The organism is Streptomyces sp. BV286, from assembly GCF_019090165.1.
Lineage (GTDB): Bacteria > Actinomycetota > Actinomycetes > Streptomycetales > Streptomycetaceae > Streptomyces.
In genome coordinates, this window is the sequence record NZ_JAHRIB010000023.1 from 112890 (window position 1) to 139534 (window position 26645).

The following is a 26645-nucleotide window of genomic DNA, read 5'->3' on the forward strand; positions in this document are numbered from 1 at the left end:
CTATGCGCCACGCGGCCAGGTTTTCTTCCCCAATCGGGTTGAAGTTTTGTTGATCGTGGGTCAGTTGGCCGTCGCGTCGCCCTACCCTTCAGAGGGTGAACCAACTGATGTCCCGAGAGTCCGAGGCCGATTCGCCCGGGGAAGCCGAGCTCCCCGGCACGCTGCCCGAGGCGCTGCGCGCCGAACTGGTCGCGTTCCGGCGTGACTTGCACATGCACCCGGAGCTGGGCAACCAGGAGTTCCGTACCACCGCCGCGATCAAGGCGCGCCTGGAGCGGGCCGGCCTGCGGCCCCGCGTGCTGGACACGGGGACCGGGCTCATCTGTGACGTCGGCGTGCCGGACCCCGCGCTCCCGATGCTCGCGCTGCGTGCCGACATCGACGGGCTGCCCATCCCGGACATGAAGACCGAGTGCGCGTACCGGTCGACCGTGCCCGACCGGGCCCACGCCTGCGGACACGACGTGCACACGACCGTCGTACTGGGCGCCGGCCTCGTCCTCGCGGACCTCCATGCGAAGGGCCTGCTCCCGAGGGCCGTACGGCTGATCTTCCAGCCCGCGGAGGAAGTGCTTCCCGGCGGCGCCCCCGACGTCATCAAGTGCGGCGGACTGGACGGCGTCGAGCGGATCGTCGGCGTCCACTGCGACCCGAGGGTCGACGCCGGTCGCGTCGGCCTCCGCCACGGGGCCATCACGTCCGCCTGCGACCGGCTGGAGGTCTCGCTGGACGGCCCCGGCGGGCACACCGCGCGGCCGCACCTCACCACCGACCTGGTCACCGCGGTCGCCCGGGTCGCCACCGACGTGCCGGCGGTCGTCGCCCGGCGGGTCGACGCGCGGGCAGGGCTCTCCGTGACCTGGGGACGCATCGAGTCGGGCCACGCCTGCAACGTGATCCCGCAGCACGCCGAGCTCTCCGGCACCGTGCGGTGCCTGGACCTCGCGTCCTGGCACGCCGCCCCCGACCTGGTGCACGCGGCCATCGACGAGATCGCCACCCTCCACCGGGCCAAGTCCGTGATCAACTACGTGCGCGGGGTGCCGCCGGTCGTCAACGACCCGGACACGACCGACCTCCTGCGCGACGCGATGACCGCCCGGCGCGGCGACCGGTCCGTGGAGGGCACCGAGCAGAGCCTCGGCGGCGAGGACTTCTCCTGGTACCTGGAGCACGTGCCCGGCGCCATGGCCCGTCTCGGGGTGCGCGCGCCGGGCGAGCGGACCGTCAGGGACCTGCACCAGGGCGATTTCGACGTCGACGAGTCGGCCATCGCGGTCGGCGTCGAGATGTTCACCGCCGCCGCCCTCCTGCAGGCGCGGAGCTGACGCGCGGCCACGGACGGTGACGAGAGGCCGATCGACGAGGGGTGCCCCGATGGGTACCCCTTCGTCCTCCTGTGTCACTCGTACGTAACGCACGACGGGCGTTCGTAACGGGCCGTCGGCACGAATCGATAACGGCAGTGAGGAATGGCGTTCCCCTGGACGTCTACGCGCGTTACTGTGCGCCGCAGTCAGCGTCGGCAACGGCGCCGTTGGGGAATGTGTAAGGGGTGCTCTCTCATGCGTCGGATTTCTCGGAGAAACAGGCTTTCACAAGCCGCTGTCGCCGTCGCGGTCGTCGTCGTCGCGGCCGCCGGTTGCGGCGAGACCAGCAACGAATCGTCGGGCAGTGACACCGAATCCGGCTCAGGCTCGGGCTACAAGGGCAAGGGCATCGGTCTGGCCTACGACATCGGAGGCCGCGGCGACCAGTCGTTCAACGACGCCGCCTACTCCGGGTTCGAGAAGGCCCAGAAGGAATTCAAGATCGGCGGCAACGACATCGAGCCGAGCGACGGCGAGTCGGACGCCGACAAGGTGCAGCGCCTGACCCAGATGGCGAAGACCGGCTACAACCCCATCATCGGCGTCGGCTACATCTACGCCCCCGCGGTCAAGGAAGTCTCCGCCAAGTACCCGGACATCACCTTCGCCGTCATCGACGACGCCCAGGTGCAGGCGAAGAACGTCGCCGACATGGTGTTCGCCGAGGAGCAGGCCTCCTACCTCGCCGGTGTCGCCGCGGCCAAGACCAGCAAGAAGAACCACGTCGGCTTCATCGGCGGCGTGGACATCCCGCTGATCCACAAGTTCGAGGCGGGCTTCGTCCAGGGCGCCCAGTCGGTCGACCCGAAGATCAAGATCGAGAAGCGGTACCTCACCGAGAAGCCCGAGGACGGCGGATTCGCCAACCCGAGCATGGGCAAGGAGGCCGCCAGCGGCCAGATCGAGTCCGGCGCCGACGTGATCTACCACGCCGCCGGTCTGTCGGGCCAGGGCGTCATCCAGGAGGCCGCGGCCGAGAAGGTCTGGGCGATCGGCGTCGACTCCGACCAGTACAAGCAGAAGCCCCTCGCCGCCTCCAAGGAATGGATCCTGGGCTCCGCCCTCAAGGACGTCGGTGGCGCCGTCTACGAGGTCACCAAGTCGGTCGTCGACGGGAAGCCGCTCTCGGGCGAGCACCGCGGTGACCTGAAGTCCGGCGGTGTGGGCTTCGCCGACTCCAACCCGAAGTACAAGGCCATGACCGAGGTCGTCGCGGCCGTCGACAAGGCCAAGGAAGACATCATCAGCGGCAAGGTCACCGTCAAGACCGAGTGACCGCCCGACACCTACTGGCCGGTTGACCCGTCGGTAGGCACCTTCGCAGGTCGTACGCCCCTTGCCTCCAGCAAGGGGCGTTCGACGTTCCGTAGTCTGTGCGGCATCTGCGGCCACAGCTCGATAACGGACCGGACAGAAGGGGTTTTCCGTCAGGTCTACGCGCGTTACGCTGCGGCGGAACCAGCGCCTGGTATGGGCGCTTGCACAAAGGAGTCACGTTCCATGCGCCGGGTGTCCCGAATCGCTGTCGCGGGCGTTGCGACCGCTACCCTCACCGCCGCCCTCGCTGCTTGCGGCGGCACGTCCAACGACGCCGCGGACAGCGGCGACGGCAAGAGCAAGGGCATCGCCCTCGCGTACGACGTCGGCGGCAAGGGCGACCAGTCCTTCAACGACGCCGCGACCGCCGGCATGGACAAGGCCGCCGCGGAGTTCAAGTACGGCTCCAAGGCCGTCGAGCCGACCGACGGCGAGTCGGACGCCGACAAGGTGCAGCGCCTGGAGACGCTCGCCAAGGCCGGCTACAACCCGGTGATCGGCGTCGGCTACGCCTACGCGCCGGCCGTCGCCGAGGTCGCCGACAAGTTCCCGAAGACGACCTTCGGCATCGTCGACGACGAGACGATCAACAAGAAGAACGTGGCGGACATGGTCTTCCACGAGGAGCAGGCCTCCTACCTCGCGGGTGTCACCGCGGCCCTCACGACCAAGTCGAAGACCGTCGGCTTCGTCGGCGGCGTGGACATCCCGCTGATCCACAAGTTCGAGGCGGGCTTCAAGCAGGGCGTCGCGGACACGAACCCGAAGGTCAAGGTCGTCTCGCAGTTCCTGACCGAGAAGGCCGAGGACGGCGGCTTCGCCAGCCCCGACAAGGGCAAGACCGCCGCCGAGGGCCAGATCGAGGACGGCGCCGACGTGGTTTACCACGCCGCGGGCCTGTCCGGTCAGGGCGTCATCGAGGCCGCCTCCGCCGCGAAGGTGTGGGCGATCGGCGTCGACTCCGACCAGTACAGCCAGGACGCCCTGAAGGCGTACAAGCAGTACATCCTCACCTCGGCCACCAAGGACGTCGCGGGCGCGGTCTACAACCTCGCCAAGTCGGTCCAGGACGGCAAGCCCGAGACCGGTGTCGTGCGTGCCTCCCTCAAGACCGGCGGCGTGGGCCTGGCGGACTCGAACCCCGAGTTCAAGGACAACGCGAAGCTGCAGGAGGCCCTGAAGAAGGCCACCGAAGGCATCAACGACGGCACGATCAAGGTCAAGACCTCGTAGTGACCGTGGTCAATCAGGCGCTGTAATGGCACCGTTACGGTCGCGGAAACGGGGTGCGGGAAGGATGGCCTTCCCGCGCCCCGTTCGCGCGGCGGATGATCCGGGTGTACCCGAAAATCGGGGACATGCCTGGAACACTCGACTCCGCAGTAGTTGTTGAAGCAGGGGCGCTACGCGCGTAGATGGCCCCTTTTCCAAGGAGAGTGCGCCATCGACGCGTCCAGCAGCCCTCCGCTCGCCGCCAGTTCGACCGTGTCGGTCGAGCTGGCGGGGATCACGAAGCGATTTCCCGGTGTCGTCGCCAACCACGACATCCACCTGTCCGTCCGCAAGGGCACCGTGCACGCCCTCGTCGGGGAGAACGGCGCCGGCAAGTCGACCCTGATGAAGATCCTCTACGGCATGCAGAAGCCGGACGAGGGCACCATCGCGGTCGACGGCGAGCAGGTGAGCTTCTCCAGCCCCGCCGACGCCATCGTGCGCGGCATCGGCATGGTCCACCAGCACTTCATGCTGGCCGACTACCTCACCGTCCTGGAGAACGTCGTCCTGGGCAGCGAGAAGCTCTACGGCATCGGCGGCGGCGCCCGCGACAAGATCAAGGAGATCTCCGAGCGGTACGGCCTCGGGGTGCGCCCGGACGCCCTCGTCGAGGACCTCGGGGTCGCCGACCGCCAGCGCGTGGAGATCCTCAAGGTCCTCTACCGCGGCGCCCGCATCCTGATCCTGGACGAGCCGACCGCCGTCCTCGTGCCGCAGGAGGTCGACGCGCTCTTCGACAACCTCCGCGAGCTCAAGGCCGAGGGCCTGTCCGTCATCTTCATCTCCCACAAGCTGGGCGAGGTCCTGTCGGTCGCCGACGAGATCACCGTCATCCGGCGGGGCACGACGGTCGGCACGGCGATTCCCGCCGAGACCACCTCGCGCCAGCTCGCCGAGATGATGGTCGGCAGCGAACTGCCCACGCCGGAGACCGCCGAGTCGACGGTCACCGACAAGCCGGTGATCGAGGTCGAGAGCCTCACCGTCCACGCCGGCGGCGGCGCCTCACTCGGCGACCTCGGCGAGCCGGCCGGCCCCGGGCTCACCGACGCGGCCGCCGGCGGCGACGTGAAGCGCGTCCTCGACGACGTCACCTTCACCATCCACGCCGGTGAGGTCATGGGCATCGCCGGTGTCGAGGGCAACGGCCAGACCGAACTGGTCGACGCGCTGATCGGCCTCAAGGACGCCGACTCCGGCACCATCCGCTTCATCGGCGAGGAGATCACCTCCTGGCCCACCCGCAAGCGCCGCGAGCAGGGCGTCGGCTACATCCCCGAGGACCGCCACCGCCACGGCCTGCTCCTCGAGGCCCCGCTGTGGGAGAACCGCATCCTGGGCCACGTCACCGAGAAGCCCAACAGCAAGGGCTTCTGGCTGGACATCAAGGGCGCCCAGGACGACACCCGCCGCATCGTCGAGGAGTACGACGTCCGTACGCCCGGCATCGACGTCACCGCCGCCTCCCTGTCCGGCGGCAACCAGCAGAAGCTGATCGTCGGCCGCGAGATGAGCCACAAGCCGCGCTTCCTGATCGCCGCCCACCCCACCCGCGGTGTGGACGTCGGCGCGCAGGCCGCGATCTGGGACCAGATCCGCGAAGCCCGCCGCGAGGGCCTGGCCGTGCTGCTGATCTCCGCCGACCTGGACGAGCTGATCGGCCTCTCCGACACCCTCCGGGTGATCTACAACGGCAGGCTGGTCGCGGACGCCGACCCGGCGACCATCACTCCGGAGGAGCTGGGTTCGGCCATGACCGGCGCCGCCTCCGGCCACCTGGAGCACGTAGAGGAAGTCCCGGAGGACGACGCCCGATGAAGAAGTTCGACAAGGAGCGGGTGCTCCTCGCGGTGGCCGGACCGGTCATCGCGCTCGTCGCAGCCGTGGTGCTGACGTCGTTCGTGCTGCTCGCCTCGGGCAAGAGCCCGATCGAGCCGTACACGCTGATGTTCGAGCAGGCCGGATTCGCCGACGTCCAGGTCCTGATCATCAACCAGGCGGGGGTCTACTACCTCGCCGCGCTCGCGGTCGCCGTCGGCTTCCGCATGAACCTCTTCAACATCGGCGTCGACGGCCAGTACCGCCTCGCCGCCATGATGACCGCCGTCGTCGGCGCGCACGTCTCGCTGCCCGCCGCCCTGCAGATCCCGTTCCTGATGCTGGTGGCCATGCTCACCGGCGCCTTCTGGGCGGGCATCGCGGGCGTCCTCAAGGTGACCCGCGGAGTGAGCGAGGTCGTCGCGACGATCATGCTCAACGCGATCGCCACCAGCCTCATCGGCTACCTCACCCTCACCTCGGTCTGGGGCGTGCCGCTCGGCAACAACCAGACCACCGGTGTGATGAAGGAGTCCGGCTGGTTCCCCGGCTTCGACATGGGCGACGCGGGCGAGATCTACGGCTTCACCCTGATCGCCGTGCTCGCCGGCATTCTGTACTGGCTGGTCCTCAACCGCACCCGGTTCGGCTTCGACCTGCGCGCCACCGGCGCCTCCGAGACCGCGGCCGCCGCCTCCGGTGTGGACGCCAAGCGCATGGTCCTCACCGCGATGCTGATCTCCGGCGGCATGGCCGGCCTCGCGGGCCTGCCGATCCTCCTCGGCGACGCCCACACGTACAGCCTGTCCTTCCCGACGGGCCTCGGCTTCACCGGCATCACCATCGCGCTCCTCGGCCGCAACAACCCGGTCGGCATCGCCTTCGCCGCCCTGCTGGTCGCCTTCCTCGACAAGGCCTCGCCCGCTCTCGACTACGCGACCCCGGTGGCGTACGACAAGGAGATCGCGGTGATCATGCAGGGTCTCATCGTGATCGCGGTCGTCGTCTCCTACGAGGCCGTACGCGTCTGGGGCCTGCGCCGCCAGCAGCGGCGGGTCGGTGCGGAACTGGCCGCCGCCTCCAACGACAACTCCAAGAAGGAGGTGGCTGCCCGATGAGCACCTCGACCGTCGCCAAGGCGCAGGCGCCGAAGCCCGCCCGGGGCCGCCGCCGTATCTCGTTCCCGGTCCTGCTCCTGCTCATCGCGGGGCTGCTGGTCCTGGTCTCCGCCGTCCGGCTCATCACCGACGCGAACGGCATCACCTCGACCGGCCAGATGTCCACCGCCCTGCGCCTGGCCGTGCCGATCGGCCTCGCCGGTCTCGGCGGTCTGTGGGCCGAGCGTGCGGGCGTCGTCAACATCGGCCTCGAAGGCATGATGATCCTCGGCACCTGGTTCGGTGCCTGGGCCGGCTTCCAGTGGGGCCCGTGGACCGGTGTCGCCTTCGGCATCATCGGCGGCGCGCTCGGCGGCCTGCTGCACGCGGTCGTCACCGTCACCTTCAACGTCAACCACATCGTCTCCGGTGTGGCCATCAACATCCTGGCCCTCGGCGTCACCCGCTACCTGTCGACCTTCGCCTTCGAGGGCGAGGAGGGCGGCACGTCGAAGCAGTCACCGCCGGTCGACTCGCTCGGCACCTTCGACATCCCGGGCGTCTCGGACTGGCTCCAGACCCTCAACGGCAAGCACTGGTTCCTGGTCTCCGACCTCGCCGGTCTCGTCGGCGGTGTCTTCACCGGCCTGTCGCCGCTCACCGTGGTCGCCGTCGCGCTCGTCCCCGTCACCTGGTGGGTGCTGTGGCGCACCTCCTTCGGTCTTCGCCTGCGCTCCTGCGGCGAGAACCCGGTGGCGGCCGAGTCGCTCGGCGTCAATGTCTACAAGTACAAGTACCTGGCCGTGATCATCTCCGGCGGCTTCGCCGGTCTCGGCGGTGCCTTCCTGTCGCTGGTCGCCTCCAACATCTACCTGGAGGGCCAGACCGGCGGCCGCGGCTACATCGGTCTCGCCGCGATGATCTTCGGCAACTGGATGCCCGGCGGACTCGCCCTCGGTGCCGGCCTGTTCGGCTACACCGACAGCCTCAAGCTGCGCGGCGGCGGCACCAACGTCCACGCGCTGCTCCTCCTCCTGGCGCTGCTGCTGATCATCGGCGCGGCCTACTTCGTATGGAAGAAGCGGTACGTCCAGGCGGCGATCACCACGCTCGTCGGCGTGCTGGTCTTCCTCTGGTACACCAGCACCAACGAGGTCCCGAACCAGGTCGTCACCGCCACGCCGTACGTCGTCACGCTGCTCGTCCTCGCGCTCTCCGCGCAGCGCCTGCGGATGCCGAAGGCGGACGGCATGCCGTACCGGCGGGGGCAAGGAAAGTGACGTCGGGCGGGGCCGGGCCCGCGGCCGTCGACTGGGAGGCCCTGCGGGAGGTGGCCCGCGAGGCCATGTCCCGCGCGTACGCCCCCTACTCGGGCTACCCGGTCGGTGTCGCGGCCCTGGCCGACGACGGCCGGGTGCTCTCCGGATGCAACGTGGAGAACGCCTCGTACGGGCTCGGGCTGTGCGCCGAGTGCGGTCTGGTCTCGCAGCTGCAGAACACCGGGGGCGGCCGGCTCACGCACTTCACGTGCGTGGACGGCCGCGGCGAGATCCTGGTGCCCTGCGGCCGCTGCCGCCAGCTGCTGTACGAGTTCGGGGGACCCGAACTGCTCCTGGAGACCCCGGCCGGGATCGTGCCGCTCTCCGAGATGCTCCCGCAGGCCTTCGGGCCGGAGCACCTCACCCAGTAATTCATGTGCGGCCCACCGGCGTCCCGGAGCCCCTGTGGCTCCGGAACGCCGGGAGGGCCGCTGCACTTCGGAAGGGAAGCCATAGTCATGGACGCCATCTCCGTCATCCGCACCAAGCGGGACCGCGGCGAGTTCAGCGACGAGCAGATCGACTGGGTCATCGACGCGTACACGCGCGGTGAGGTCGCCGACTACCAGATGGCCGCCCTCAACATGGCGATCCTGCTCAACGGCATGAACCGCCGTGAGATCTCCACCTGGACGGCCGCGATGATCGCCTCCGGCGAGCGCATGGACTTCTCGTCCCTGTCCCGCCCGACGGCCGACAAGCACTCGACGGGCGGCGTCGGCGACAAGATCACGCTCCCGCTGGCACCGCTCGTGGCGGCCTGCGGCGCGGCCGTCCCGCAGCTCTCCGGCCGGGGCCTCGGCCACACCGGCGGCACCCTCGACAAGCTGGAGTCGATCCCCGGCTGGCGCGCGCTCCTGTCGAACGAGGAGATGCTCTCCGTACTGGACGGGGTCGGCGCGGTGATCTGCGCGGCGGGCGACGGTCTGGCCCCGGCGGACAAGAAGCTGTACGCGCTGCGGGACGTGACCGGCACGGTGGAGGCGATCCCGCTGATCGCCTCGTCCATCATGTCGAAGAAGATCGCGGAGGGCACGGGCTCGCTCGTCCTGGACGTGAAGGTGGGCACCGGCGCCTTCATGAAGACGATCGAGGACGCGCGCGAACTGGCCTCCACGATGGTCGGGCTCGGCACGGACCACGGCGTGCGGACGGTGGCCCTGCTCACGGACATGTCGACCCCGCTCGGCCTGACCGCCGGCAACGCCCTCGAAGTCCGCGAGTCGGTCGAGGTCCTGGCGGGCGGCGGCCCGGCCGACGTCGTCGAGCTGACCCTCGCGCTGGCCCGCGAGATGCTCGACGCGGCGGGCGTCAAGGACGCCGACCCGGCGAAGGCGCTGGCCGACGGCTCGGCGATGGACGCCTGGCGCCGCATGATCTCCGCCCAGGGCGGCGACCCGGACGCGCCGCTCCCCACCTCCCGCGAACAGCACGTGGTCAGGGCCTCCGCCACGGGCGTCCTGACCCGCCTCGACGCGTACGACATCGGTGTCGCCGCCTGGCGCCTCGGCGCCGGCCGCGCCCGCAAGGAGGACCCGGTCCAGGCCGCCGCGGGCGTCGAACTCCACGCCAAGCCGGGCGACACGGTGACCGAGGGCCAGCCCCTGCTCACCCTCCACACGGACACCCCGGAGCGCTTCGAGTACGCCCTTGAGGCCGTCGAGGGCTCGTACGACGTGGCGGCGCCCGGCACGGCCTTCACGGCCGCACCGGTCGTGCTGGAACGAATCGCCTGACCTGCGGTCTTCTCCTGCGCGTGAACGGGATCGGTGGACGGCCACCGGTCCCGTTCGGCGTGCTGCGACTGAGGTGCGCGGGCGGTCCGCTCACCCCAGCAACGCCGCGACCACCACCAGGACCGGCACCGCCAGCATCGTCGACAGCAGGATCGACTCGCGGGCCAGTACCTCCCCGACCCGGTAGCGCGAGGCGTACGTGTAGAGGTTCTGCGCGGCCGGCAGGGCCGACGTGACGACCACGTCCAGCAGGGGCGCGCCCCGCAGGCCGAAGACACCCGCCGCCAGGGACCACGCGGCCAGCGGCTGGCCGACCGACTTCAGGGCGACGGAGAGCAGCACCGGGGCCCGGTCGGCGCCGCGGCCCGGCATCGTGCTGCCGCACAGCGAGATGCCGAAGGCGAGGAGCACCGCGGGCACCGACATGTTCCCGATCAGGGTCAGCGGGTCCATGACCGGCCCCGGCACGGTCAGACCGGTCGCCGAGACGGCCACCCCGGAGAGGGAGCCGATGCCGACCGGGTTGCGGACGGGAGTGGTCACCCGCCGCCAGAGGGAGGCCTTCTCGCCCGAGCCCGACAGGTCGAGGACCGTCAGGGCGACCGGCGTCATCACGATCTGCTGGAACAGCAGGACCGGTGCCACGAGCGAGGCGTCACCGAGGACGTACACGGCGATGGGGATACCGAGATTGCCGGCGTTGACATAGCTGGAGCACAGGGCGCCGATCGTCGTGCGGCCCACTCCCCAGCGGCGCACCGCACCGACCGCGACGAAGACGCCGGCCACCGCGAACGTGCTGATCGCCGTCACCAGCAGCCGGTTCGACAGGATCACCGACAGATCGGCCTGCGCGAGGGTGGTGAAGAGCAGCGCGGGCGTGGCGACATGGAACGCGAGCTTGGTCAGTACCTCCCTGCCGTTGTCGCCCAGATAGCCCCTGCGTCCGATCAGGTACCCGACGCCGATGACGACGGCGATGACCGCGAAGCCGTTCAGCACCCCCTGCACGGCACCTCCCGCGGTCCCCTGGGGTGCCCGGCGAGGAGCAGGCGGCGGTCCGGTATTCGACGTGCGGCGGGCGCTGGTTCGTGGGGCATACACCTAACCCTCCGGGGTAGGACATGCCCTGGTCAATGTGACCTTCCGCGACGGGGCTTCGCGCTCAGCCACGGATCGGCGATGAGTTCCGCGCCGCCGCCCGGTCTACCGCACGTGGACGCCATGACACCCGCCGTACTCGTACTGCCCGGCCCCGTCACCCGAGACGAGGTGCCGAGGCTGTGCGAGGACGTGCGCGCACGCCTGCGGGGCAGCGGAGCCGACGTCGTGGTCTGCGATGTCGCCGGTCTCGGACCACCGGGTCTGACCACCGTCGACGCGCTGGCCAGGATGCAGCTCGCCGCCCGTCGAGCCGGGGGGCGGATCAGACTGCGCGATCCGGACCCCGCCCTGCGTGCGCTACTCGGCCTGGTGGGGATTCCCTTCGAGGTCGAGGGGCAGCCCGAACAGCGGGAACCACCGCTTCGTGTCGAGGAAGCAGTGGAACCCGGTGATCCGCCCCTCTGACGTCTCCAGGACCTGCACGGCCCACGCCGTGTAGCCGCCCGTGTCCGGGTCCGGCTTGTACTGGGCGAAGCCCGGCAGGCCGTTCACCGCGACCGGGACCAGGTGGGAGTTCGCGCAGGGCGCGCCGAGCGTCGTCATGAAGCCCGTGATGTCCTCGGGGCCGGTCAGCCACAGGTCGAACGGCGGCATCGTCATCACGGCGTCCTCGTGCAGCAGGGCCGTCAGCGCCGTCATGTCGTACCCCTCGAAGGCCGCCACATAGCGCTCCAGGAGCTTCTGCTGCGCCTCGTCGAGCGGGTCGGAGGTGGCGGCCCGGGCCGCGGCGCCGTCGCTCTCGGCGAGCGTCGCACGGGCCCGCTGGAGCGCGCTGTTCACCGAGGCGACCGTGGTGCCGAGCAGCTCGGCCACCTCGCTCGCCTTCCACGCGAGGACCTCGCGCAGGATGAGCACGGCCCGCTGCTTGGGCGGCAGCTGCTGCAGGGCGGCCATGAAGGCCAGACGCACCGACTCCTTGGCCACGGCGGCCTCGGCCGGGTCGCCGACCGTCGGCAGTACGCGGGCGTCCGGCATCGGCTCCAGCCAGGTGTTGTCCGGGCGCGGGGTCAGGGCCGCCTGCGCGAGAGGGGTCGAGTCCGTCAGGTCCACGGGCCGTGCCCGCTTGTTCCCCGCCGTCAGCATGTCCAGGCAGACGTTCGTCGCGATCCGGTACAGCCACGAACGCATCGAGGAGCGGCCCTCGAACTTGTCGTAGCTGCGCCAGGCGCGCACCAGCGTGTCCTGGACCGCGTCCTCGGCCTCGAAGGACGAGCCGAGCATCCGGTAGCAGTACCCCGTCAGCTCGACCCGGTGCTTCTCCAGCCGGACGTCGAGGTCTTCCACCGTCGCCGTGCCGTCACTCATAGCCAACCCACCCCTGCGGCCTGTCCGTCAGTCGGCACCGCCCCATTGCGACGCCGGCACTTCGGAAGCTACCGCAGCCCACTGACAATGGCCCCCCGAGCCGCAAAAGGTGCAGGTCAGGACAGTAACTGTCCTGACCTGCACCCGTATGTTCGCGAACCGGTCCCCGGTTCGTCAGTGGTGGACGGCCACCAGGCGCCGCTGCGCCCGGGCCGCGTGCGACCCGACCACCGTGATCGCCACGACCCCGATCACGGCGAGCAGGCCGAGTGCCACCGTCCCCGCCCAGCCACCGGAGTGGAAGGCGACCGCGCCGAGCGTGCCGCCCGCACTGGAGCCCAGGTAGTAGGCGGACTGGTACAGCGCCGAGGCCTGCGCGCGCCCCTCCTTGGCGGTGTGGCTGACCGAGGAGGACGCGACCGCGTGGCCCGCGAAGAAGCCCGCGGTGATCAGGACCAGGCCGAGCAGCACCATCGGCAGGGAGTCCGCCAGCGAGAGCAGCAGGCCCGAGGTCGTCGTGCCGCCCGCCAGGTACAGCGCACCGCGCCGGCCGAGACGGCCCACCAGCTTCCCGGCCGTCGACGCCGAGACCGTACCGACCAGGTAGACGAGGAAGATCGAGCCGATGAGGCCCTGCGGCAGCGAGAACGGCGCTTCGGTGAGGCGGTAGCCGATCACCGTGTAGACGGCGCCGAACACCGTCATGAACAGCGCGCCGATCGCGTACAGCCTGCGCAGCAGCGGGTTCGCGAGGTGGCCGCGGACGGTGCGGGCGAGCACCGCCGGCCGCAGCGAGCCGGCCGTGAAGTGCTTCGGCGCCGGGAGCAGCAGCCGGAAGGCCACCGCGCAGCCCACCGCGATCAGGCCGATGGTCCCGACGGCGACCCGCCAGCCCCATTCCTGCGCGACCCAGCCGGTGATGACGCGGCCGCTCATCCCGCCGACGCTGTTGCCCGCGACGAACAGGCCGATGGCGGTGATCAGTGCCTTCGGACGGACCTCCTCCGCCAGGTAGGCCGTCGCCGAGGCCGGCAGCCCGGCCAGCGCCGCGCCCTGGACGGCCCGCAGCGCGATCAGCCAGCCGACCGAGGGGGCGAAGGGCACCAGCAGCCCCACGGTCACGGCGATCGCCAGGGACGCCGTCATCAACGTACGCCGCCCGAACCGCTCGGAGAGCGCGCTCAGCGGCAGGACGAACAGGGCCAGTGCGCCGGTCGCCGCCGACACCGTCCAGCTCGCCGTGCTCGCCGTCACCCCGAAGTCGCCGGAGATCAGAGGGAGAAGGGCCTGCGTGGAGTAGAGGAGCGCGAAGGTCGCGACACCGGCGAGGAAGAGCGCGAAGCTCATCCGGCGGTAGCCGGGTCCGCCCGGGGTCAGCCGGGTGTCGACGGGAACGACTTCGGTGGGAAGGGCGGCGGAGGAGGCGGCCACGGTGGTGGACGCCCCGGTACTGGCGGAAGGCATGCCTCGAACCTAGGAGTCTCTCCTTCATCCGTCCAATGCATGGAATTGCCATAATCGTTCCTGTGATGCATCAGCAGAGGTCAGAGGGTCGCCTGTCATCGTCCGGTGACACAGAAGACAGTGCGGGCATGTCGAAGCTGCTCGCCCCGCGTCTGGCGTACTTCGCCGGGGTCGCCCGCATGGAGCACGTCACGCGGGCCGCGCAGGAGATGGGGGTACCGCAGTCGACGCTGTCCCGGGCGATGGTCCGTCTCGAACAGGACCTGGGCGTGGACCTCTTCGCCCGCCGTGGCCGCACGGTGTCGCTGACCCCCGCCGGCCGTACCTTCCTCGCTTCCGTCGAGCGGGCCCTCGCGGAGATCGAGCGGGCCGCCGACGAGGTGCGGGCCGACGCGGACCCGGCCACCGGCAAGGTCGCGTTCGGCTTCCTGCACACCATGGGCTCCGAGACGGTCCCCGCCCTGATCCGCGCCTTCCGTGCCGATCACCCGCGGGTCCGCTTCAGTCTCGTCCAGAACTACGGCGAGGCGATGATCGAGCGCCTGCGTTCCGGCGAACTCGACCTCTGCCTCACGTCCCCGGTCCCGGACGCGCCCGACCTGGTGGGCCGCCGCCTGGACGAGCAGAAGCTGCGCCTGGTGGTCCCCGCCGACCATCGCCTCGCCTCCCGCCGCCGGGTCCGCCTCGCGGAGGCCGCCGACGAGACGTTCGTGACGCTGGAACCCGGCTACGGCATGCGCCGCATCACGGACGACCTCTGTCAGGAGGCGGGCTTCAAGCCGAGGATCGCCTTCGAGGGCGAGGAGGCGGAGACCCTGCGCGGCCTGGTGGCGGCGGGCCTGGGAGTCGCCCTCCTGCCACCACCGGCGGTGGCCCGCCCGGGAGTTGTGGAACTGACGGTGACGGCACCCCGGGCGGCCAGGGAGATCGGCGTGGCCTGGCTGGACGGCCACCCGGACACACCCCCGGTGGCAGCCTTCAAAAAGTTCCTCCTCTCCAAGAGAGGCAATCTGCTCCCCGACTGAATACCGCGCCCCCACCAGGGGCGCGGGGAACGGCGCGCCAAGCCCCCACCGGGCCGGCAGACAACGACAATCCCCGCCCCGTCAGGGGCACGCCTCAGTGGCGAAGGGACCGCCCGAAGCCGGAGGCGAGCGGCATCCGCAACCCCAACGGCGGCGGAGCCGCGAGCGCGTCCTCGACGGGCCGGGCGAAGGCCCGCCCGAACAGCGTCCCCATCACGAAGTCCTCAGCGAGCGCGTGCACCTCGTCCCGGAACGCGTGCAGCGCGTGCCCGTCCGAGTGCACCTCGAACCGGCAGATGTCCCGGTTCGCCTTCTTCGCCCGGGCGGCGAGCCGGAACGACAACTCGGGATCGGTCCGCGCGTCATTGGTGCCGTGCACGATCAGCACCCGCCGCCCCGCCAGCTGCTTCACCGGTTCGGGAGGCGCCGCCACGTCCTCCTCGGGCAGCCAAGGGGCCATCGCCAGCACCGAGTTGACGGCCGTGTGGCCTCCCGCGTGCACGGCGGCCCGCCCGCCCATGCCCACCCCGGCGAGACACACCGGCACGTCCCCGTACCGCCGCACGACCTCGTCCGCGGCCCACGTGGCGTCCCGCGCCAGATGGGCCTCCGTGCCGTTCCAGCCCCGAAACCGGTAGTGCACCACGTGCACCACCAGCCCCTCGTCCCGCCCCACCCGGCTGAGCCGGCGCCCCAACGCCCGTACGGACGCGGCCGCCAGCATCGGTGAGGGCCTGCGGGCCGAGGTCTCCTCGCCGCCCGGCAGCAGCAGCACCACGCCGCTCACCGCCGTCGGCTCCGTACCGAGTGCCCGCCCCAGCCGTGCCGCGCGAACCGGCGTCGCTTGCTGTGCCATGACAGAACAGTGTCAGAAGCGATGGTGTACGCCATCCGTCCACACGGTCACCGTTACATATCGACGGATCCGCACAAGGCGAGATCTACGCGCGTAGGCGTTAGAGTGCGGAAATGACGAGCCAGACCAAGAACACCCCGAGCTCGGAGCAGATCCGCCGGGCGCCGAAGGTCCTGCTGCACGATCACCTCGACGGCGGTCTGCGCCCCGGGACGATCGTCGACCTCGCCCGTGCCGTGGGCTACTCCGGCCTCCCGGAGACGGATCCCGACAAGCTCGGCATCTGGTTCCGCGAGGCCGCCGACTCCGGTTCCCTGGAGCGGTACTTGGAGACCTTCGCGCACACCTGCGCCGTCATGCAGACCCGTGAGGCACTGGTCCGCGTCGCCGCCGAGTGCGCCGAGGACCTCGCCGAGGACGGCGTCGTCTACGCCGAGGTGCGGTACGCGCCCGAGCAGCACCTCGAAGCCGGGCTGACCCTCGAAGAGGTCGTCGAGGCCGTCAACGAGGGCTTCCGGGAGGGCGAGCGGCGGGCCCGCGAGAACGGGCACCGGATCCGTGTCGGCGCCCTCCTGACGGCCATGCGGCACGCGGCCCGCGCCCTGGAGATCGCCGAACTCGCCAACCGCTACCGCGGCCCCGGCTCCCGCAGCGGAGTCGTCGGCTTCGACATCGCGGGCGCCGAGGCGGGCTTCCCGCCCACCCGTCACCTGGACGCCTTCGAGTATCTGAAGCGGGAGAACAACCACTTCACGATCCACGCGGGCGAGGCCTTCGGGCTCCCGTCCATCTGGCAGGCCCTCCAGTGGTGCGGTGCCGACCGGCTGGGCCACGGCGTCCGCATCATCGACGACATCCAGGTCCGCGACGACGGCTCCGTGGAACTGGGCCGCCTCGCCTCGTACGTGCGCGACAAGCGGATCCCCCTGGAGCTGTGCCCCAGTTCCAACCTCCAGACGGGCGCCGCCGACTCGTACGCCGAGCACCCCATCGGGCTGCTGCGACGGCTGCACTTCCGGGCCACCGTGAACACCGACAACCGCCTGATGTCCGGCACCAGCATGAGCCGGGAATTCGAGCACCTTGTCGACGCTTTCGGTTATTCGCTCGACGACATGCAGTGGTTCACAGTCAATGCGATGAAATCAGCATTCATTCCTTTCGATGAACGACTGGCCATGATCAGTGACGTCATCAAGCCCGGCTATGCCGAGCTGAAGTCCGAATGGTTGTTCCAGCAGACCGTCTCCACCAGCGGTTCTGTGGGCGGAGAGGGCTGAATTCGAAGCGCGGGAAGCGGCCGGGTGATGACGACCCGGCCGCTTTTCGATGTTTGCGGGGCGAGCTCGCACGTGATTACCGTTTCGGACCGCTCGAATCCCCGTCACAGCATGCAAGGACGAAGATGAAGCAGTCTGCTGCCAAGACCCTCGGTGTCGCCGCTCTCGGTGCCGCCTTCGCCGCCGCCGGCGCCGGCGCCGCCAACGCGGCCCCGGCGGTCCCGGACGCCGTCCCGGCGCTCGGCACCGTCACCAGCGCGCTGCCGGTGGACGGGGTCACCAAGACCCTGCCCGGCGCGGGCGAGTCGCTCGCCCAGGGGCAGAACGCGCTCGGCAGTGGCGTCGCCGCCGCCCAGCCGGCCGTCGCGAACCTCCTCGCCGAGGGTCCCGCCGCGCCGGTCGCCGGTCTGCTCGGCGGTCTGCCGGTCCAGGGTCTGCCCACGCACGGTCTGCCGGTGAACGGGATTCCGCTGGGCTGAGCGGGCTCCCGCACCGTCCTCGTACGCGCCGATGGGGCGCACCCCCGGTCGGGTGCGCCCCATCGGCGTCCGTGCGTGTGGTCACCAGGCCGGACGGGCCGCCTTGCCCTCGGAGGGGAAGAGGATCCACAGCGCTATGTAGAGCAGGAACTGCGGGCCCGGCAGCAGGCAGGACACCAGGAAGACGACCCGCATCGTGGTCGCGGAGGTGCCGAAGCGCCGAGCCAGCGCGGCGCACACTCCGCCGATCATGCGGCCGTCGGTGGGGCGGGCAAGGCGGTTCATTGCGGCTCCTTCGTGAGCGTCGTCGGGTGGGCCGGGGCTTCCTGTGCGGTCGCCTCGTCTGACATCCAACGTACTGACACGAAGGGGGCAAAGCGTCGCTCTACGGGGCGATACCGACCCTGGGAATCGTCGGGGTCAGACCCTGAGCCGCCTCCTCCGCCGCGGCCCTCAGACGCAGCGCGGCGGCCCGGTTGCGTGTCGCGGCCCGGCGGCGCAGCACGGCCCGGGCGGCGGGCACCACGGCGAGGTGGGCCAGCGCCACACCCACGGTGTTCAGCAGCAGCGAGTCGACGTCCACGACCTGGCCCGGCACCCCGGTCTGCAGGAGTTCGATGGCCATCGACAGCAGTGCTCCGGCGGCGACCGTGCGCAGCAGGGACAGCAGCGGGGAGACGACGAGTCTGCCGCCCGCCATGGGCAGCAGCACCCCGAGCGGGGCGAGCAGCAGCAGGCCCTTGCCGATGGCGCGGGCGGCCGCCTCGGGGCCCATGGTCAGATCGGCCCTGATGCTGGCGAAAGGACGCAGGTTCGCCGCGCTCACCCAGGGCACGTCCAGGGGCCGCAGCGTGAACCAGGCAACAAGCGCGAGGTGTGCGACGAGGAGGAGACCTCCCGTCACACGGACGCGGTTCACGGCGGTGCCGCCGTTCGAGCCTTGACGCTGCACGAACCCCAAGACGCGACCACCGGCAGGATCGGTTCCGTGTGACGGCGGCGCTTGGTCCGCACGTGTGAGGCGTGCGCCACAGACGGGACCCCCGCCGGGGCCCCGCCGGGGCCCTCAGGCCCCGTCGGCCTCCGTCGACGGCGGGGTCTGTGAGCCCGGGCGGTCGCGCACGTCCTGCGTGCACTCGTAGCGGCGCGGGGCGTCCGTGCCGGGGCCGCCCAGGGTCACCGCGCTGTCGTCGGAGGCGGCCTCCGAGTCGCTGAAGGTGCAGATGATCTGCGCCAGGGCGTACGACGTCAGGTCCGCGGGCGCCGTGCTCAGACGCAGGGCGTCCGCCGGGTCGGCACGCTCCGGGCCACCCACCGACAGGCCCTTCGGCACGCCCGTCGAGTAGTTCGCCTGCCGTTCGGCGTCCGACGGACGGGCGGACAGCTCGTCGAGCAGGGCCTGCGCGGCGCGCACCCGGTCCGTCTCGGCGGGCCCGGCCTCGATGCGTACGGTCCGGTCGACCGGCGCGAGCTGGGAGGAGCAGAGGAGGAAGACCTGGACGAGGATGCCGCGCGAGGACTGCGTGCCGTCGTCGGGGCCGGTCAGCGCGCACGGCACCCGGGAGGGCGCGGGCCCGAAGTCGGTCGGCACCTCCGTGGCGCGTATCCCGCACCCGGCCAAGGCCACGGCGAGCAGCGGCACGGCGAGCGCCAGCCGGGCCCCGCGCGGCGTCCGGCGCACGGCCCGCGCCGGACGGGCCGCCCCCGTCGTGCGGACGGCACGCGCCGCGCGTATGCCCCATGCGTCGCGTACGGACATCACACGCCCCCCTCGGTGCGGCCGGCGTCGATGCCGGCCCGGTCCTCGTCGTCCGCCCCCGGGTTCTCCGGGTCCTTCGGCTCGGACGAGTCGAGCGGCAGGCGCAGGGTGAAGACGGCGCCGCCCTTCGGCGAGTTCGCGGCGGTGATCTCACCCCCGTGGATGTGGGCGTTCTCCAGCGCGATGGACAGGCCGAGGCCGCTGCCCTCGGAGCGGGGCCGGGATGCGCTCGCCTTGTAGAAGCGGTCGAAGACGTGCGGCAGGACGTCCTCCGGGATGCCGGGGCCGTGGTCCTGGACCTCGATGACCAGGTCGGCGCCCTCCTCCCGTACGCACACGCGCACCGGGGAACCGCCGTGCTTGAGGGCGTTGCCGATGAGGTTCGCCAGGATGACGTCCAGGCGGCGCGGGTCGATGTGCGCCATGATGCCGCGCGGGGCGTCCAGTTCCACCGCGTCCAGCCAGGCGCGCGCGTCGATGCACGCGGTGATCTGGTCGGCGATGTCGACGGTGTCGGAGACGAGCCGGGCGGTGCCCGCGTCGAAGCGGGTGACCTCCATCAGGTTCTCCACCAGGTTGTTCAGCCGCCGGGTCTCGCTGACGACGAGCCGCACCGCGGGCTCGATCATGGGGTCGACACTGCCGGTCTCGGCGTCGAGCTCCTCCTCCAGCACCTCGGTCACGGCGGTGATCGCGGTCAGCGGGGTCCGCAGCTCGTGCGACATGTCCGCCACGAACCGCCGGGACGCCTCGTCGCGGGAGCTCATGTCCGCGACCCGTTTCTCCAGTGCCTCCGCCGTACGGTTGAACGTCCGTGCCAGGTCGGCCAGTTCGTCCGTGCCCGACACCCGCAGCCGGGTGTCGAGTTTGCCCTCGCCGAGCCGCCGGGCGGCGGTGCCGAGGCGGTGCACCGGCTTCAGGACGGTCGTCGCCGCGGCCTGCGCCAGCAGCGCCGAGCCGATCAGCGCGAGCCCGGTCGCGATCCCCAGCGACCAGGCGAGCGAGTTGAGGTCCTTGGCCTCCGGCTCCAGCGACTTGAGCATGTACCCGGTCGGCCCGCCGCCGATCACCTTCGCGCCGCCCACCAGATACGGCTTGTCGCCCTGCACGGTCCGCTGCCAGTACAGGTGGTACGCGTACTTGTTGTTCGAGGAGAGCTCCTGCTCCTTGTTCACCGCCTTCTGCAGGGACTCTGGTACGTCCTCCAGCGTGAAGGTGTCCAGGTCGGAGTTCCCGCGCACGGTCTCGCCGTTCTCGTCCTCGGCGATCAGCAGGACACTGAAACGCTGGCTGCTGTTCGCCATCTGCCCGGCGGCGCGCTGCAGTTCCTCCTGCGTGGGATGCGGCCGCAGCGTGCTGGCGCGGGTCTGCATCGCCTGCTGGAAGTCACCGAGCACCGCGTCCTGCGTACGGGTGAGGACGGCCTCGCGGTTGAGCCAGTACGCGATCCCGGACGCCGACACGGCGGCGGTCAGCGCGACGAGCCCGAACACCACGACCAGGCGCAGCCGAAGACTGGTGAAGCGCAGCCCCGCCATGACCGTCCGGCGGGCCGCCGCCCAGCCGCGGAGCTTGTCCTGCGGTTTGGTCACTGAGGATTGTCCAGCCGGTAGCCGACGCCGCGCACGGTACGGATCAGCGTCGGCGAGGACGGCACGTCCTCCACCTTCGCGCGCAGCCGCTGCACACACGCGTCGACGAGCCGCGAGTCGCCGAGGTAGTCGTGCTCCCACACCAGCCGCAGCAGCTGCTGGCGGGACAGTGCCTGCCCCGGCCGGCGGCTCAGCTCCAGCAGCAGCCGCAGCTCGGTGGGCGTCAGCTGCAGGTCCTCGCCGTTCTTCGTCACGGTCATCGCGGCACGGTCGATGACCAGCGAACCGAACGTCGCCGCGTCGTTCGCCTCGCGCTCGCCGCGCCGCAGCACGGCCCGGATGCGGGCGTCGAGCACCCGCCCCTGCACGGGTTTCACGACATAGTCGTCGGCGCCGGACTCCAGTCCGACCACGACGTCGATGTCGTCGCTGCGCGCGGTCAGCAGGATGATGGGCAGTTGGTCCGTCCGGCGGATGCGCCGGCACACCTCGAATCCGTCGATGCCCGGCAGCATCACGTCGAGGACGATCAGATCGGGCCGTTGCTCGCGCAGCAGCTTCAGACCGTCCTCGCCGGTGGCAGCGGTGGCCACCCGGTGTCCCTGGCGCGTCAGCGAGAGCTCCAGGGCCGTCCGGATGGCGTCGTCGTCCTCGATCAGCAACAGGGAAGGCACGGACGTCATTCTGTCCCATGACATGGGCGGGAATCGACTGTTGGAGCGCTCCCACACATGTCCCGCGTACGAGTGCGTGGCGCGTGTGCCGTGAGTAGCCGTACGACGCTTCTCTGTGATCGGTCTGTGAGGTGCCTGGGACGAGCCCCTGTGACAGGCCTGTGACAGTCGGCGGACACGGTCATGAAGTGGCCCCGGCAAGCTTCTCGTCACAAGCAAGGAAGCACCACAGCGAAGTACCGAACACCGGAACTCCACGACGGGGGGCGCGAGATGAACACGCTGCACAGCACCAGTACTGGCGCAGTTGTCACGCGGCTCCACGACGTCACGAGGAGCACGGAGAAGTCCGGTGCCGTGAGCGGGCGGGGGTGCGCTCGCGGCACCGGGCGTCAGCACACCGGGTCGTACATGACGGTGGTTGACGCACATGCGGGGGGAAGCGGTACGGGGGTTGCCCACGGGGGAACGGGGGCAGCGTACGGGGAGGTCACGGGGGAGCGTCGCTCGGTGTCGGAGGCGGAGTTCACCGCCTACGTCCAGGAGCGCCGCGCCTCCCTGTACGCAACCGCCTACCACCTGACCGGCGACCGCTTCGAGGCCGAGGACCTGCTGCAGAGCGCACTGTTCTCGACGTACCGGGCGTGGGACCGGATCAGCGACAAGGCCGCGGTCGGGGGCTACCTCCGCCGCACGATGACCAATCTGCACATCAGCGCGTGGCGCCGCCGCAAGCTGAACGAGTACCCGACCGAGGAGCTGCCGGAGACGGCCGGCGACACGGACGCGATGCGCGGCACGGAGCTGCGCGCGGTCCTGTGGCAGGCGCTCGCCCGGCTGCCGGAACTCCAGCGCACCATGCTGGTCCTCCGTTACTACGAGGGCCGCACGGACCCGGAGATCGCGGCGATCCTCGACATCAGTGTCGGCACGGTGAAGTCCAGCATCTGGCGGTCGCTCCGCCGGCTGCGCGAGGACGACGTCCTCAGCTTCGGCCGTGACGAGGAGGAGTCCTTCGGCGAGCTAGTCGCCTGAAGGCTGGGGGGATGTCCGTCACTCCGGGGGGAGGCGGCGGACAGCACGGGGGAAGTCCGTCACTTCGGGGGAGGTGCCGGACAGCACGGGGGAGGCCCGCCACTTCGGGGGAGGCGGCGGGCAGTACGGGGGGGAGCACCACCGGGGGGAACCACCGGGGCCGGGGGGCCGCGGGGGAAGCACACGGGGGAGCACCAGGAGAAGCGGGACCGCAGGGGCCGGGGGGCCCGTACGGTCCCGCTTCTCTGTGCGTCCGGGGGCGGTTCGGCTTCGCGGGCCCGGCCGCGCGGCGTTTCCGGCTAGGAGTGCGGGGCGGTGACGTCGTGCGGCTTTGCGGCGGGGCGCGGCGGACTCCCGGGCACCCGGACGTCACCGATGACCTCCCGCGTGGAGCGCGACGCGTCGGCGAGCCGCTCCAGCGCCTCGTCCCGATCGCAGGCGTGGGCGCCGAGTGCGGTCTGCCGGGCCACGATCGACCGCTCGTCCCGCATCAGCCGCCAGCCCCGCCGCAGCAGGAACGGCACGGACTTGCGGCCCTCGCGCAGATCCCGCAGGAACCGGCGGCGGAACGTGGTCACCGCTCCCCGGCTGAGGCACAGCGCGTCGGCGAGGACCCCGGCCTCCCGGCACCGCTCCACGATCTCCGCCGCGAAGATGCCCTCGGCGATGAAGACCGGCGCCCCCGTGAAGTCGACGTCCTCCGAGCCGGTCCGCGCGCTCAGGGAGATGTCGTACACCGGAACGCTCGTACGCCCTGTCGCGCACAGCTGCGAGAGCGCGGCGAGGGCCCCGTCCGCGTCCCACGACAGCGGGTGGTCCCAGTCGATGTCCGAACTGCCCGCCACCTGCGGCAGTGTGGGGTCGTCGCCCTCTTTGTAGAAGTCGTCGAGCCGCAGCACCGGAAGGCCGGAGCGGGCCGCGAGGAGGGACTTGCCGGAGCCGGAGGGGCCGCACAGCAGCACGACGCGGGCGCGTATCGGGAGAGGGGAACTCACGAGACACCAGTGTGCGGCATCCGAGGCTCCGGGCCGACCCCGCGGGTCGCCTTTGGAGTGCGCGTCACACCTCAACTACCCTTCGTGTCGTCCTGATTACTTTGCGCATCAGAAGGTGGCAGCAGCGATGGCACGACACTCGGCCTCCCAGAACCCGACCGCCCGGCGCGCGTTGCTGGCCCTCACGACCGCGGGCATCGCGGTGGGCGCGGGTGCGGCCTCGGCGGTCGCGGACACCGACCCGGTCCTGGACGTGGTCCGCACCCGGCCCACCTCCATGGGCAACATCGACCCGCAGGCCGGTCTCCAGGCGCTGACCGGGACCGTCGGATACGTGACCGGGCCGGTCGCGGGGCTGAAGCCCAACCCGCTGGCGGGCACGGGCGTCGATCCGCTCGACAACGGACTCGCCACCCAGGTGGCCGACTTCCCGCCGCTGGCGACGACCATGCTGACGGCGCCGGTCGCGCAGGCGCAGTCGCTTGGCAGTGTTCCCGTGCTGGGACCGGCGACGGGACTGCTGCGCTGAACCGCGGTCCTCACGCGACACGCAAGAGAGAGCCGCGCTTCCCCCGGACGGAGGGGAAGCGCGGCTCTCCCGTCGGACGGGACCCCTGGAACACAGGTCGGGATCCCTGGCCTCGGCCGCGGCCCGACAGGGCGCCTACGGCCCGGTGAGCCCGGCGGGTCACGTACGACGCCGTGACCCGGCCGGTCTCCTGCTGCGGGCCGGCGGGCTCAGTACGAGGAGCCGGACGCGCCCAGCGCACCCGTCGGGTGCCAGACCGTCTTCGTCTCCAGGAAGGCCGTGAGGCGCTCGATGCCCGGCGCGCCGAAGTAATCCACAGGCTGTGGACGGACGACCCGCTTGAGGTTGTCCGCGGCCGCGATCTCCAGTTCCTTCGCGAGTGCCTCGTCGGCGCCGGCCAGGTCGATCGCGTTGACGTCCTGGTGCGCGGCCAGCGGGGCCGCGATCTCCGCCGTACCGCCGGACAGGATGTTGACCACGCCACCGGGGAGGTCCGAGGTCGCCAGCACCTCGCCCAGCGACAGGGCGGGGAGCGGGGACCTCTCGCTCGCGATCACGACCGCCGTGTTACCGGTCGCGATCACCGGGGCGATCACCGAGACCAGCCCCAGGAAGGACGACTCCTGGGGAGCCAGGACCGTCACCACGCCCGTCGGCTCGGGGGTCGAGAGGTTGAAGAACGGGCCCGCCACCGGGTTCCCGCCGCCGACCACCTGGCCGATCTTGTCGGTCCAGCCCGCGTACCAGACCCAGCGGTCGATCGCCGCCTCGACCTGCTCGGCGGCCTTCGCCTTCGACAGGCCCTCGGCGCCCGCGACCTCGTGGACGAACTGGCTCCTGCGGCCCTCCAGCATCTCCGCGACGCGGTAGAGGATCTGACCGCGGTTGTACGCGGTCGCGCCGGACCAGCCGCCGAACGCCTTGCGGGCGGCGACGACCGCGTCACGGGCGTCCTTGCGGCTCGCGCGCGGCGCGTTGGCCAGCCACGTGCCCTTCGAGTCGGTCACCTCGTACACCCGGCCGCTCTCGGAACGCGGGAACTTCCCGCCGACGTACAGCTTGTAGGTCTTGAAGACACTCAGGCGCTGCCGCTCTGCCTTCTCGGTGTTCTTCGGCTTCTCAGACATCGAGGTACGCCTCCAGGCCGTGACGGCCGCCCTCGCGGCCGTAGCCCGACTCCTTGTAGCCGCCGAACGGCGAGGTCGGGTCGAACTTGTTGAACGTGTTGGACCAGACGACACCCGCGCGCAGCTTGTTCGCGACCGCCAGGATCCGGGAACCCTTCTCGGTCCAGATGCCCGCCGACAGGCCGTACTGGCTGTTGTTGGCCTTCGCGACCGCCTCGTCCGGCGTCCGGAAGGTCAGGACGGACAGCACCGGGCCGAAGATCTCGTCGCGGGCGACGGTGTGCGCCTGGGTGACGTTCGTGAAGAGCGTCGGGGCGAACCAGTATCCGGAGGACGGCAGTTCGCAGGACGGGGACCAGCGCTCGGCGCCCTCGGCCTCGCCGCGCTCGACGAGTGTGGTGATGCGTGAGAGCTGCTCGGCCGAGTTGATCGCGCCGATGTCGGTGTTCTTGTCGAGCGGGTCGCCCAGGCGCAGGGTCGAGAGCCTGCGCTTGAGGGAGTCCAGCAGCTCGTCCTGGATCGACTCCTGGACCAGGAGGCGGGAGCCTGCGCAGCAGACCTGGCCCTGGTTGAAGAAGATGCCCGTGACGATGCCCTCGACGGCCTGGTCGATGGGCGCGTCGTCGAAGACGATGTTCGCGCCCTTGCCGCCGAGTTCGAGCGTGACCTTCTTCCGCGTGCCGGCCACCTGGCGTGCGATGGCCTTGCCGACCGCGGTCGAACCGGTGAAGGCCACCTTGTTCACGTCGGGGTGCTCGACGAGGGCCGCGCCCGCGTCCCCGTATCCGGGAAGGATGTTGACGACGCCCCTGGGCAGGCCCGCCTGGCGGCAGATGTCCGCGAAGAACAGCGCCGACAGGGGAGTGGTCTCCGCGGGCTTCAGGACGACCGTGTTGCCCGTCGCGAGCGCCGGGGCGATCTTCCACGCCAGCATCAGGAGCGGGAAGTTCCAGGGGATGACCTGGCCCGCGACGCCGAGGGGCGCGGGGTTCGTGCCGAAGCCCGCGTGGTCGAGCTTGTCGGCCCAGCCCGCGTAGTAGAAGAAGTGCGCGGCCACCAGGGGGAGGTCCGCGTCGCGCGTCTCCTTGATGGGCTTCCCGTTGTCCAGGGTCTCCAGGACGGCCAGTTCGCGGCTGCGCTCCTGGATGATCCGGGCGATGCGGAAGAGGTACTTGGCGCGCTCGGAGCCGGGCAGCGCGGACCACTTCCCGAAGGCCGTGCGGGCGGCCTTCACCGCACGGTCGACGTCCTCGGCGCCCGCCTGGGCGACCTCGGAGAGGACCTCCTCGGTGGACGGCGAGACGGTCTTGAAGACCCTGCCGTCCGCCGCCTCCACGAACTCGCCGTCGATGAACAGGCCGTAGGAAGGGGCGATGTCGACGACCGACCGCGACTCGGGAGCCGGTGCGTACTCAAATACGGAAGCCAT

At 70.8% G+C, this 26645-nt stretch carries 26 protein-coding genes; 14 read left to right on the plus strand and 12 right to left on the minus strand.

Annotated features, from left to right (window positions below; genetic code table 11):
- Window positions 1–107 precede the first annotated feature (107 nt).
- The 8 genes from KUF83_RS02505 to KUF83_RS02540 all read left to right on the plus strand — a co-directional run bounded on the left by KUF83_RS02505 (window position 108) and on the right by KUF83_RS02540 (window position 9932).
- Entirely contained in the window at window positions 108–1328 is a 1221-nt protein-coding gene (locus tag KUF83_RS02505) for an amidohydrolase (protein WP_217452877.1), read from the plus strand.
- Between the two features lie 237 nt (window positions 1329–1565).
- Window positions 1566–2645 carry a BMP family protein gene (locus KUF83_RS02510; RefSeq protein ID WP_217452830.1) on the plus strand — a complete coding sequence of 360 codons (1080 nt, stop codon included), beginning with the start codon at window positions 1566–1568 and terminating at the stop codon, window positions 2643–2645.
- Window positions 2646–2870: 225 nt separating this feature from the next.
- Entirely contained in the window at window positions 2871–3920 is a 1050-nt protein-coding gene (locus KUF83_RS02515; protein WP_217452831.1) for a BMP family protein, read from the plus strand.
- A 252-nt stretch (window positions 3921–4172) separates the two neighbouring features.
- Window positions 4173–5780 (plus strand): ABC transporter ATP-binding protein, encoded by a 1608-nt coding sequence (locus tag KUF83_RS02520; RefSeq protein WP_308402891.1) that lies wholly within the window; start codon window positions 4173–4175, stop codon window positions 5778–5780.
- Entirely contained in the window at window positions 5777–6898 is a 1122-nt protein-coding gene (locus KUF83_RS02525) for an ABC transporter permease (RefSeq protein ID WP_217452832.1), read from the plus strand. The genes KUF83_RS02520 and KUF83_RS02525 overlap by 4 nt, the downstream gene beginning before the upstream one ends.
- Window positions 6895–8157, plus strand: coding sequence for an ABC transporter permease (locus KUF83_RS02530; RefSeq protein WP_217452833.1), 1263 nt, complete (start codon window positions 6895–6897; stop codon window positions 8155–8157). The genes KUF83_RS02525 and KUF83_RS02530 overlap by 4 nt, the downstream gene beginning before the upstream one ends.
- Window positions 8154–8567: a cytidine deaminase gene (locus KUF83_RS02535; RefSeq protein WP_217452834.1), complete on the plus strand. Its 414-nt coding sequence runs from the start codon at window positions 8154–8156 to the stop codon at window positions 8565–8567. Before KUF83_RS02530 ends, KUF83_RS02535 begins: the two co-directional genes overlap by 4 nt.
- Before the next feature lie 81 nt (window positions 8568–8648).
- Entirely contained in the window at window positions 8649–9932 is a 1284-nt protein-coding gene (locus KUF83_RS02540; protein WP_217452879.1) for a thymidine phosphorylase, read from the plus strand.
- A 90-nt stretch (window positions 9933–10022) separates the two neighbouring features.
- Here the strand turns inward: KUF83_RS02540 and KUF83_RS02545 are convergent, their stop codons facing one another.
- Window positions 10023–10943, minus strand: coding sequence for an AEC family transporter (locus KUF83_RS02545; RefSeq protein ID WP_217452835.1), 921 nt, complete (start codon window positions 10941–10943; stop codon window positions 10023–10025).
- A 171-nt stretch (window positions 10944–11114) separates the two neighbouring features.
- Here KUF83_RS02545 and KUF83_RS02550 point away from each other — a divergent pair, with 171 nt between their 5' ends.
- Window positions 11115–11501, plus strand: a complete 387-nt coding sequence (locus KUF83_RS02550) for an STAS domain-containing protein (protein ID WP_217452836.1) — start codon at window positions 11115–11117, stop codon at window positions 11499–11501.
- Here the strand turns inward: KUF83_RS02550 and KUF83_RS02555 are convergent.
- Both KUF83_RS02555 and KUF83_RS02560 read right to left on the minus strand, forming a co-directional pair.
- The gene (locus KUF83_RS02555; protein ID WP_217452837.1) at window positions 11394–12401 is read right to left on the minus strand and encodes a sigma-70 family RNA polymerase sigma factor; all 1008 of its coding nucleotides are present in this window, start codon (window positions 12399–12401) and stop codon (window positions 11394–11396) included. The genes KUF83_RS02550 and KUF83_RS02555 overlap by 108 nt on opposite strands.
- A 174-nt stretch (window positions 12402–12575) precedes the next feature.
- Window positions 12576–13865, minus strand: coding sequence for an MFS transporter (locus tag KUF83_RS02560; protein WP_217452838.1), 1290 nt, complete (start codon window positions 13863–13865; stop codon window positions 12576–12578).
- Between the two features lie 62 nt (window positions 13866–13927).
- Here KUF83_RS02560 and KUF83_RS02565 point away from each other — a divergent pair, with 62 nt between their 5' ends.
- Complete coding sequence (locus KUF83_RS02565) at window positions 13928–14890, plus strand: LysR family transcriptional regulator (RefSeq protein WP_217452839.1); 963 nt, start codon at window positions 13928–13930, stop codon at window positions 14888–14890.
- Window positions 14891–14984: 94 nt separating this feature from the next.
- Here KUF83_RS02565 and KUF83_RS02570 read toward each other — a convergent pair whose 3' ends face one another.
- Window positions 14985–15746 carry an alpha/beta hydrolase gene (locus KUF83_RS02570; protein WP_217452840.1) on the minus strand — a complete coding sequence of 254 codons (762 nt, stop codon included), beginning with the start codon at window positions 15744–15746 and terminating at the stop codon, window positions 14985–14987.
- A gap of 113 nt (window positions 15747–15859) precedes the next feature.
- On the opposite strand from KUF83_RS02570, the gene KUF83_RS02575 reads away from it, so the two are divergent.
- The gene (locus KUF83_RS02575; protein WP_217452841.1) at window positions 15860–17026 is read left to right on the plus strand and encodes an adenosine deaminase; all 1167 of its coding nucleotides are present in this window, start codon (window positions 15860–15862) and stop codon (window positions 17024–17026) included.
- 125 nt (window positions 17027–17151) lie between these two features.
- Window positions 17152–17505, plus strand: coding sequence for an ATP-binding protein (locus KUF83_RS02580; RefSeq protein ID WP_217452842.1), 354 nt, complete (start codon window positions 17152–17154; stop codon window positions 17503–17505).
- Between the two features lie 81 nt (window positions 17506–17586).
- Here the strand turns inward: KUF83_RS02580 and KUF83_RS02585 are convergent, their stop codons facing one another.
- The 5 genes from KUF83_RS02585 to afsQ1 all read right to left on the minus strand — a co-directional run bounded on the left by KUF83_RS02585 (window position 17587) and on the right by afsQ1 (window position 21530).
- Window positions 17587–17790: a PspC domain-containing protein gene (locus KUF83_RS02585; RefSeq protein ID WP_217452843.1), complete on the minus strand. Its 204-nt coding sequence runs from the start codon at window positions 17788–17790 to the stop codon at window positions 17587–17589.
- Between the two features lie 100 nt (window positions 17791–17890).
- Window positions 17891–18457 (minus strand): VanZ family protein, encoded by a 567-nt coding sequence (locus KUF83_RS02590; protein WP_217452844.1) that lies wholly within the window; start codon window positions 18455–18457, stop codon window positions 17891–17893.
- A gap of 114 nt (window positions 18458–18571) precedes the next feature.
- A complete protein-coding gene (locus KUF83_RS02595) occupies window positions 18572–19264 on the minus strand; it encodes a hypothetical protein (RefSeq protein ID WP_254643257.1) in 693 nt (230 codons plus the stop codon).
- Window positions 19264–20856 (minus strand): HAMP domain-containing sensor histidine kinase, encoded by a 1593-nt coding sequence (locus KUF83_RS02600; RefSeq protein WP_308402892.1) that lies wholly within the window; start codon window positions 20854–20856, stop codon window positions 19264–19266. The genes KUF83_RS02595 and KUF83_RS02600 overlap by 1 nt, the downstream gene beginning before the upstream one ends.
- The gene (gene afsQ1, locus KUF83_RS02605; RefSeq protein ID WP_217452845.1) at window positions 20853–21530 is read right to left on the minus strand and encodes a two-component system response regulator AfsQ1; all 678 of its coding nucleotides are present in this window, start codon (window positions 21528–21530) and stop codon (window positions 20853–20855) included. The genes KUF83_RS02600 and afsQ1 overlap by 4 nt, the downstream gene beginning before the upstream one ends.
- Window positions 21531–21803: 273 nt before the next feature.
- Between afsQ1 and KUF83_RS02610 the strand changes: the two genes are divergently transcribed.
- On the plus strand, window positions 21804–22565 hold the full coding sequence (locus KUF83_RS02610; protein WP_217452846.1) for a SigE family RNA polymerase sigma factor: 762 nt from the start codon (window positions 21804–21806) through the stop codon (window positions 22563–22565).
- A gap of 299 nt (window positions 22566–22864) precedes the next feature.
- Here the strand turns inward: KUF83_RS02610 and KUF83_RS02615 are convergent, their stop codons facing one another.
- Window positions 22865–23560, minus strand: coding sequence for a uridine kinase (locus KUF83_RS02615; protein ID WP_308402893.1), 696 nt, complete (start codon window positions 23558–23560; stop codon window positions 22865–22867).
- Window positions 23561–23687: 127 nt separating this feature from the next.
- Between KUF83_RS02615 and KUF83_RS02620 the strand changes: the two genes are divergently transcribed.
- A complete protein-coding gene (locus tag KUF83_RS02620) occupies window positions 23688–24089 on the plus strand; it encodes a hypothetical protein (RefSeq protein WP_217452847.1) in 402 nt (133 codons plus the stop codon).
- 209 nt (window positions 24090–24298) lie between these two features.
- Here KUF83_RS02620 and KUF83_RS02625 read toward each other — a convergent pair whose 3' ends face one another.
- The gene (locus KUF83_RS02625; RefSeq protein WP_217452848.1) at window positions 24299–25216 is read right to left on the minus strand and encodes an aldehyde dehydrogenase family protein; all 918 of its coding nucleotides are present in this window, start codon (window positions 25214–25216) and stop codon (window positions 24299–24301) included.
- Window positions 25209–26645 carry an aldehyde dehydrogenase family protein gene (locus KUF83_RS02630; RefSeq protein ID WP_217452849.1) on the minus strand — a complete coding sequence of 479 codons (1437 nt, stop codon included), beginning with the start codon at window positions 26643–26645 and terminating at the stop codon, window positions 25209–25211. The genes KUF83_RS02625 and KUF83_RS02630 overlap by 8 nt, the downstream gene beginning before the upstream one ends.

What these genes read in the sequence shown, in the direction of transcription:
- KUF83_RS02505 (WP_217452877.1), top strand. Translation starts at nt 108, where the DNA reads ATGTCCCGAGAGTCCGAGGCCGATTCGCCCGGGGAAGCCGAGCTCCCC.
- KUF83_RS02510 (WP_217452830.1), top strand. Translation starts at nt 1,566, where the DNA reads ATGCGTCGGATTTCTCGGAGAAACAGGCTTTCACAAGCCGCTGTCGCC.
- KUF83_RS02515 (WP_217452831.1), top strand. Translation starts at nt 2,871, where the DNA reads ATGCGCCGGGTGTCCCGAATCGCTGTCGCGGGCGTTGCGACCGCTACC.
- KUF83_RS02525 (WP_217452832.1), top strand. Translation starts at nt 5,777, where the DNA reads ATGAAGAAGTTCGACAAGGAGCGGGTGCTCCTCGCGGTGGCCGGACCG.
- KUF83_RS02530 (WP_217452833.1), top strand. Translation starts at nt 6,895, where the DNA reads ATGAGCACCTCGACCGTCGCCAAGGCGCAGGCGCCGAAGCCCGCCCGG.
- KUF83_RS02550 (WP_217452836.1), top strand. Translation starts at nt 11,115, where the DNA reads ATGAGTTCCGCGCCGCCGCCCGGTCTACCGCACGTGGACGCCATGACA.
- KUF83_RS02555 (WP_217452837.1), bottom strand. Translation starts at nt 12,401, where the DNA reads ATGAGTGACGGCACGGCGACGGTGGAAGACCTCGACGTCCGGCTGGAG.
- KUF83_RS02560 (WP_217452838.1), bottom strand. Translation starts at nt 13,865, where the DNA reads ATGCCTTCCGCCAGTACCGGGGCGTCCACCACCGTGGCCGCCTCCTCC.
- KUF83_RS02570 (WP_217452840.1), bottom strand. Translation starts at nt 15,746, where the DNA reads ATGGCACAGCAAGCGACGCCGGTTCGCGCGGCACGGCTGGGGCGGGCA.
- KUF83_RS02575 (WP_217452841.1), top strand. Translation starts at nt 15,860, where the DNA reads ATGACGAGCCAGACCAAGAACACCCCGAGCTCGGAGCAGATCCGCCGG.
- KUF83_RS02580 (WP_217452842.1), top strand. Translation starts at nt 17,152, where the DNA reads ATGAAGCAGTCTGCTGCCAAGACCCTCGGTGTCGCCGCTCTCGGTGCC.
- KUF83_RS02585 (WP_217452843.1), bottom strand. Translation starts at nt 17,790, where the DNA reads ATGAACCGCCTTGCCCGCCCCACCGACGGCCGCATGATCGGCGGAGTG.
- KUF83_RS02595 (WP_254643257.1), bottom strand. Translation starts at nt 19,264, where the DNA reads ATGTCCGTACGCGACGCATGGGGCATACGCGCGGCGCGTGCCGTCCGC.
- KUF83_RS02610 (WP_217452846.1), top strand. Translation starts at nt 21,804, where the DNA reads ATGAACACGCTGCACAGCACCAGTACTGGCGCAGTTGTCACGCGGCTC.
- KUF83_RS02620 (WP_217452847.1), top strand. Translation starts at nt 23,688, where the DNA reads ATGGCACGACACTCGGCCTCCCAGAACCCGACCGCCCGGCGCGCGTTG.
- KUF83_RS02625 (WP_217452848.1), bottom strand. Translation starts at nt 25,216, where the DNA reads ATGTCTGAGAAGCCGAAGAACACCGAGAAGGCAGAGCGGCAGCGCCTG.
- KUF83_RS02630 (WP_217452849.1), bottom strand. Translation starts at nt 26,645, where the DNA reads ATGGCTTCCGTATTTGAGTACGCACCGGCTCCCGAGTCGCGGTCGGTC.